5 protein-coding genes and 1 tRNA gene are annotated in these 6,363 nt (G+C 71.7%); 1 reads left to right on the top strand and 5 read right to left on the bottom strand.

The features are described from left to right. Together FNQ90_RS09280 and pgsA are read right to left on the bottom strand one after the other, a co-directional pair. The coding region (locus FNQ90_RS09280; RefSeq protein WP_456115092.1) for an LpxL/LpxP family acyltransferase at window positions 1-307 on the bottom strand (307 nt) is incomplete at its 3' end. Continuing rightward, the gene (pgsA, locus tag FNQ90_RS09285; protein ID WP_182605926.1) at window positions 304-1,026 is read right to left on the bottom strand and encodes a phosphatidylinositol phosphate synthase; all 723 of its coding nucleotides are present in this window, start codon (window positions 1,024-1,026) and stop codon (window positions 304-306) included. The genes FNQ90_RS09280 and pgsA, both read right to left, overlap by 4 nt. Window positions 1,027-1,371: 345 nt before the next feature. On the opposite strand from pgsA, the gene FNQ90_RS09290 reads away from it, so the two are divergent. Continuing rightward, a complete protein-coding gene (locus FNQ90_RS09290; RefSeq protein WP_182605927.1) occupies window positions 1,372-3,051 on the top strand; it encodes a hypothetical protein in 1,680 nt (559 codons plus the stop codon). A 257-nt stretch (window positions 3,052-3,308) separates the two neighbouring features. Here the strand turns inward: FNQ90_RS09290 and FNQ90_RS09295 are convergent, their stop codons facing one another. The 3 genes from FNQ90_RS09295 to FNQ90_RS09305 all read right to left on the bottom strand — a co-directional run bounded on the left by FNQ90_RS09295 (window position 3,309) and on the right by FNQ90_RS09305 (window position 6,262). After that, entirely contained in the window at window positions 3,309-3,938 is a 630-nt protein-coding gene (locus tag FNQ90_RS09295) for an HIT family protein (protein WP_182605928.1), read from the bottom strand. A gap of 78 nt (window positions 3,939-4,016) precedes the next feature. Beyond that, window positions 4,017-5,996, bottom strand: coding sequence for a threonine--tRNA ligase (thrS, locus tag FNQ90_RS09300; protein ID WP_182605929.1), 1,980 nt, complete (start codon window positions 5,994-5,996; stop codon window positions 4,017-4,019). 194 nt (window positions 5,997-6,190) lie between these two features. After that, window positions 6,191-6,262: transfer RNA gene (locus FNQ90_RS09305), tRNA-Val, on the bottom strand. Window positions 6,263-6,363: the final 101 nt, after the last annotated feature.

Here is a 6,363-nt window from a genome sequence, read left to right on the forward strand (position 1 = left end):
GCTCGATCCCCTCCACCCCCACGCCCCGTTCGATGCGTTCGGGGCTCCAGACCGGAAGGCGGAAGGACTCCGTCCAGTACCGCAGGTAGGAGCGCATCCCCTGCCGGGACAGCTCGCGCAGCCGCTCGGGTCCGGCGTCGGGCACCACCCGGGCGAGATTCGCCTCGAGCTGGAGGACGGCGGGCCCGCGGCGACGCCAGGTGGTGTCGGCGACACGGCGGCCCAGGGCGTCGGCGGCGCGCTCGGGCATCCGGCGTACGGCGGCCCAGGCCAGGGCGTATCCGGCGTCGGTCAGGCGTTCTTTCATGCCTCCCGGCTCCCCGGCGTTCGTTCGGTGGTCCCCCCGGGAGGGGCGGTCCCGTCCGGCTTGTCCCCCCGGTCGGTGGCCGACGCGGCCGCGTCGGCCTCGGCTGCCTCCCGCCGGACGGTGACCACCCGCTGGATCAGGGTGACCAGACTGCCCACGGCGACCACCCACAGGGCGATCGGCAGCAGGATGTCGATGTGGGGCACCCCGAAGATCGTGAAACCGGAGAGACCGGTCAACACCAGGGTGATGGTCAATCGCTCGGCGCGCTCGACCAGACCGTTGACCCGTACGGGCAGGCCGATGCTCTCACCTCGTGCCTTGGTGTAGGACACCACCTGTCCGGATGCCAGGCAGAAGATGGCGATTCCGCACAGCAGGAGGTCGTCACCCCGGCCGGCGAACCACAGGGCGATACCGGCGAAAACGGCGGCGTCGGCGAGCCGGTCCAGGGTGGAGTCGAGGAAGGCCCCCCAGCGGCTGGAGAGACCGGATTGACGGGCCATCGTGCCGTCGACCAGGTCGGAGAAGACGAAGAGCGTGATGACGACCGTTCCCCAGAAGAACTCGCCCCGGGGGTAGAAGGCGAGCGCGCCGCCGATCACACCGGCGGTGCCGACCAGGGTGACGGCGTCGGGGCTGACCCGCAGCCGGAGCAGCAGGACGGCGAAGGGCGTGATCACACGCGTGAAGAACGCACGCGCGTACCTGTTGAGCATGGCCTTCCCGGGGATTCGGGGACGGGCCGGCGGCCACACGGACACCGGGGGCCCCATCGTAGCCGGCGGACCCGGTACGGGAAGCGCCGGGCGGCCCCGGACCCCCGGACGGACGCGGGGGTCCGGCCGTGACCGGGGTCGGCCCCGGGCACGGCCGGCCGGAAGGCGTGCCGACGCGACCGGGGAACGGCTGCCACGGGCGGTCACCGACCGCTACGCTGGTGGAGGGATCCGACGCCCCGTCGGAGATCGGGAGCAACCCGCCGGAGCGGAGCCGGATTTCAGGCCCTCCTCAGGGGGAAGACCGTTCCCGGACCCGTGATCGGCTCGACCAGGGGGTGAACCATGGCGGGGTTCGAGGACCTCAAGGCAGCGGCCGGGGTGGACTTCGACTTCAGCCCCGGGGCGCAGATTCCGCTCTCGGGGGCCGGCGGCGGCCGGACACAGGTCAGCGCGGCCCTGGCCGCGACGTCCTACCGGGACGGCGACGTGCGCGCCATCCTGGAGGTCAACGACGGCGCGAAGGTGACCGACCCGAGGATCTCGCTGCTCGAACCCAACCTGGGCGAGGCGTTCACCCGGGCGATCGAGACCCGGATGCTGGCGCCGGATCGGGCACCGCTGGTGCAGTCGTTCGGCGCCGAACCGCAGACGGTGGTCGAACACGCCCTGGCCGCCAAGCGGATCCGCCGGCAACGCGACCGCCGGCTGACCACGATCATGGCGGTCCTCGGCGTGCTCTTCCTGCCCGGCGTGCTCGTGTGGCTGGGCCTGTTCCAGTTGCGTCGCACCCTGGCCGGTGCGCAGGACAAACGGGCGGGGAGCCTGGGCATCCTGGCGCTGGCGGCGGTCTTCGTCCTGATCGTGCTGTTCGTCTACAACCTGGAGCTCGGCGGATTGCTCCAGTTGTACGTCTGGGCCCTGCTGCCGGCGCCGATCCTCGGTTGGTTCCTGGCCCAGCGGGTGTGCGAGCGGACGGCGCGGAACCTGCGGGCGCACTGGTCGGACCTCCTGGGCGGGGGCGGCTCCGGCGCCCGGGTACCCGAGGCCGTACCGCAGAACCCGAACGACGCCGAGGCCGAGCGTCTGCGCAAGGGACTGGCGAAGATCTCCGCCGAGCAGAGCAGCAACATGGTCCACTACGCCGGCCCGAAGGGGATCCTGGGCATGGGGCCGCGGTGGGGCCGCTGGAGCCTGGCGGAGGATCTCTTCCCCGCCGACCCGCAGGGCGACATGGACGGCTTCCGGGCCTGGGACGTGGCCCGCGCCATGTACGACGACCTGCGGATGGTCAACCGGGGGCCGTTGCACACCGGTGGCTTCCGCACCGCCCCGGAGTTGACCCACTGGGTGGTGCGGCACGTGGGCGAGGGGGCGGGGTCGATCTCCCGCCCGGACGGACCGCACGCCGAGGGGTACAGCATGACCCCCATCGAGGTGCAGCGGATCTGCAACGAGGAGCACCACGGCGCCAACGACCGGCACTACCTGGGCGCGCGCTGGGTGATGCACGACGGCAACCTGGTGATCAACTACCTGACCCGGGTCAGTGTGCTGCACCGGGTGCTGCGGGTGGAGTTCAGCGCCTACGCCCTGGGGCCGGTGAAGGGCTTCTTCCTGCAGAAGCCGGCGGCGAAGAAGGCGACGACGCGACACCCCTTCAAGCCGTGGAAGAAGGTGGAGCGGGAACTGCCGCTGGTGGACGTCAAGGAAGTGGTGCGGCTGGCCGCACGCGCGCCCCTGACCTGGTTCCCCGCCGAGTTGGACAAGTGGGGCGGCAAGTTGAGCCTGCCGGAGCCGTTCGGCCTGCGGCACGCCTGGGCGGAGAAGCCGTGGCGGCACCGCTTCATGACCGATGACGCCCTGGACACCACCACCCCGGTGGTCCGTGAGGCCATGCGATCGCTGCTGCGGGTCCTGCGGGAGAACCGGGTGGACGTCGGCCCCTTCGAGGCGAAGGTGAAGGGCATCAGCGGGGCGGTGGAGAACCCCGATCCCAAGAAGCCCGACGAGATCAACATCTGAGGACTCCCGGGGCTTCGGGGAGGATCCACCCGGTGGGGCCGGACCCCGGACCCCGGGCGTCCGGCCCCCGGCCGGTCCCCGTGGCCGATGCGCGGTCACGGTGGCGGCCCGCGGTCACGGGGCCGAGACGGGCGGGCCCGGGCACGCGGGTTCGTCGATAACGGCGACGCTTCGGGCCCGGGTGTGGTACCCCTTGTTCCCGTCGGCCGGGCCCATCGGGCCGGGTCCGGCCGACGCGATCGGTTCCCCGGGCGCGCCTATCCGCCCGCGGGCGCGGATGGGGGCGCCGCGGGCCAGGCCCCCGCGAGCAGGTCCCTGGTCTCCGCCAACAGTTGGGGCAGCACCCGGGTGTGGCCCACGACCGGCATGAAGTTGGCGTCCCCGCCCCAGCGCGGAACCACGTGCTGGTGGAGGTGGGCGGCGATCCCCGCCCCGGCCACGGCGCCCTGGTTGAGACCGATGTTGAACCCGTGGGCACCGGCGGCGACCCGGATGGCGGTCATGGCGCGCTTGGTGAAGTCCGCGACGCCGGCGGTCTCGGCTTCGGTCAGGTCGGTGTAGTCGGCGACGTGCCGGTAGGGCACCACGAGCAGGTGGCCGCCGGTGTACGGGTAGAGGTTGAGCACCGCGTAGACCGCCTCTCCCCGGGCGACGATCAGTGCCTCCTCGTCCCGGCGGTCCGGCAGGCCGCAGAAGGGGCAGCCGTCCTCGGCGCGCGGACCCGTCGGCTTCCCCTCACCGCGGATGTACGCCATCCGGTGGGGGGTCCACAGGCGCTGGAAGTCGTCGGGGACGCCCACCCCCTCCTGTCGTCGGGGTCCGGGGGCCCCGTCACCCCGTTCCCGTGCGGGCTGCTGTTCGGGCTCGCTGCTCATGCCGGCCAGCATATGACCGGTGGGGGCGCCCGGAACGGGCTCCCCCACCGGTGGGGAACGGGGCCGGGAGACGGGGTCCCGACGGGGGGATCACACCTGGACGCGTGTCCGAACGGCCTCGGCGATCTCGGCGAGGGCCTCGTCGAACGGGATGCCGTTGCGCTGGGAGCCGTCCCGGTAGCGGAAGGAGACCGCCCCCGCCGCCATGTCATCGTCCCCGGCGATGACCATGAACGGCACCTTGGCCCGCTGCGCGTTGCGGATCTTCTTCTGCATCCGATCCGTCGAGGCGTCCACGTCCACCCGCAGACCCATGGCACGGGCCCGGTCGGCGAACTCCCGCAGGTGGGGCACGTGGGTGTCACCGATCGGGATGCCGAGCGCCTGGACGGGGGCGAGCCACGGCGGGAAGACACCCGCGTAGTGCTCCAACAGCACCGCGAAGAAACGCTCGATGCTCCCGAACAGGGCACGGTGGATCATCACCGGCCGCTGCCGGGAGCCGTCGTCCGCCGTGTACTCCAGATCGAAGCGCTCCGGCAGGTTGAAGTCCACCTGGATGGTGGACATCTGCCAGGTGCGGCCGATGGCGTCGCGGGCCTGGACGGAGATCTTGGGACCGTAGAAGGCGGCCCCGGCGGGGTCCATCACCAACTCCAGCCCCTGCTTGCCGGCGGCCCGACGCAGCGCCTCGGTGGCCTCCTCCCAGTTCTCGTCCGAGCCGATGGACTTCTCCGGGTCCCGGGTGGACAGTTCGAGGTAGAAGTCCTCCAGGCCGTAGTCGCGCAGCAGGTTCAACACGAAGGTGAGCAGGTTGTCCAGCTCACCGGCCATCTGGTCGCGGGTGCAGTAGATGTGGGCGTCGTCCTGGGTGAAGCCGCGCGCCCGGGTGAGACCGTGCACCACGCCGGACTTCTCGTACCGGTAGACCGTCCCGAACTCGAAGAGCCGCAGCGGCAGCTCCCGGTAGGACCGCCCCCGGGCACCGAAGATCAGGTTGTGCATCGGGCAGTTCATCGGCTTGAGGTAGTAGTCCTGGTGGCCGTCCAACCGCATGGGGGGGTACATGCCGTCGGCGTACCAGTCCAGGTGCCCCGATCGCTGGAAGAGGTCCCCCTTGGTGGCGTGGGGGGTGTAGACGAACTCGTACCCCGCCTCCTCGTGCCGCCGACGGGAGTAGTCCTCCATGACCCGGCGGATGATGCCGCCGCGGGGGTGGAAGACGGCCAGGCCGGAACCGATCTCCTCCGGGATGGAGAACAGGTCGAGTTCGGCGCCCAGCCGCCGGTGGTCCCGCTTCTCCGCCTCGGCGAGGAACTCCAGATGCGCCTTGAGTTCGTCCCGGGTGGGCCAGGCGGTCCCGTAGATCCGCTGGAGCTGGGGGTTCTTCTCGCTGCCGCGCCAGTAGGCGGCGGCGGAGCGCATCAGACGGAAGGCCGGGATCATCCGGGTGGTGGGCAGGTGCGGGCCCCGACACAGGTCCTTCCAGCACCGCTCGCCGGTGCGGGCGTCCAGGTTGTCGTAGATCGTCAGTTCGCCGGCACCGACCTCGGCCGAGGCCCCTTCGGCGGCCTCGGCCGCCGCTCCCTTGAGGCCGATCAGCTCCAGCTTGTAGGGCTCGTCGGCCAACTCGGCGCGGGCGGCGTCCTCATCGACCACCCGGCGGGAGAATCGCTGGCCCCTCTTGACGATCTCCTGCATCTTCTTCTCGATGCGCTTGAGATCGTCGGGCTGGAAGGGCTCGGTGACGTCGAAGTCATAGTAGAAGCCGTCCCGGATGGGCGGGCCGATACCCAGCCGGGCCCGGGGGAAGAGTTCCTGCACGGCCTGGGCGAGGACGTGGGCGGTGGAGTGCCGCAGGATGTCCAGGCCGTCCGGGGAGTCGATGGTCACCGGCTCCACGGCCGCGCCGTCGGCCGGCTCGTGGGCGAGATCGCGCAGCGCGCCGTCGACCCGCGCGGCGACGACGGCGCGGTCGTCGGCGAAGAGGTCGGCCGCCGTCGTGCCCCCGGTCACCACCCGCTCCTCCCGCTCGGAATCGCGCTGGATGATCACCCGCACCTCGGACACCCGTCTCTCCTGACGTTCGACTTCGCGCTGTCACGCGCGGTGTTCGCGGCGGGACCGCCGCGCCGCACGCATCGTACCGAGCCCGGCGAGCCGTCCGCCGCCCGGCGCCGTCACCCGGAGGCACCGGGGCGCCGGAGGCACCGGCACCACGAAGAGCGGGCCGGTCCGTCTGTGACGAACCGGCCCGCTTCCGGTGGGCGATACTGGGATCGAACCAGTGACCTCTTCGGTGTGAACGAAGCGCTCTCCCGCTGAGCTAATCGCCCCGGGTGCCCTGCGGCACGGGAAGAACCATACAGGCACGCCCCGCTGCGACCAAATGCCCCACCGCCCCGGCGTCCGCGCGGCGGGAAGCCCTCCCCGTGGG

This window comes from Streptomyces alkaliphilus (assembly GCF_014141535.1).
GTDB classification, from domain to species: domain Bacteria; phylum Actinomycetota; class Actinomycetes; order Streptomycetales; family Streptomycetaceae; genus Streptomyces; species Streptomyces alkaliphilus.

Bases quoted from the DNA above. Each gene is read 5' to 3' on its own strand.
- pgsA (WP_182605926.1), bottom strand. From the start codon at position 1,026: ATGCTCAACAGGTACGCGCGTGCGTTCTTCACGCGTGTGATCACGCCC.
- FNQ90_RS09295 (WP_182605928.1), bottom strand. From the start codon at position 3,938: ATGCTGGCCGGCATGAGCAGCGAGCCCGAACAGCAGCCCGCACGGGAA.
- FNQ90_RS09290 (WP_182605927.1), top strand. From the start codon at position 1,372: ATGGCGGGGTTCGAGGACCTCAAGGCAGCGGCCGGGGTGGACTTCGAC.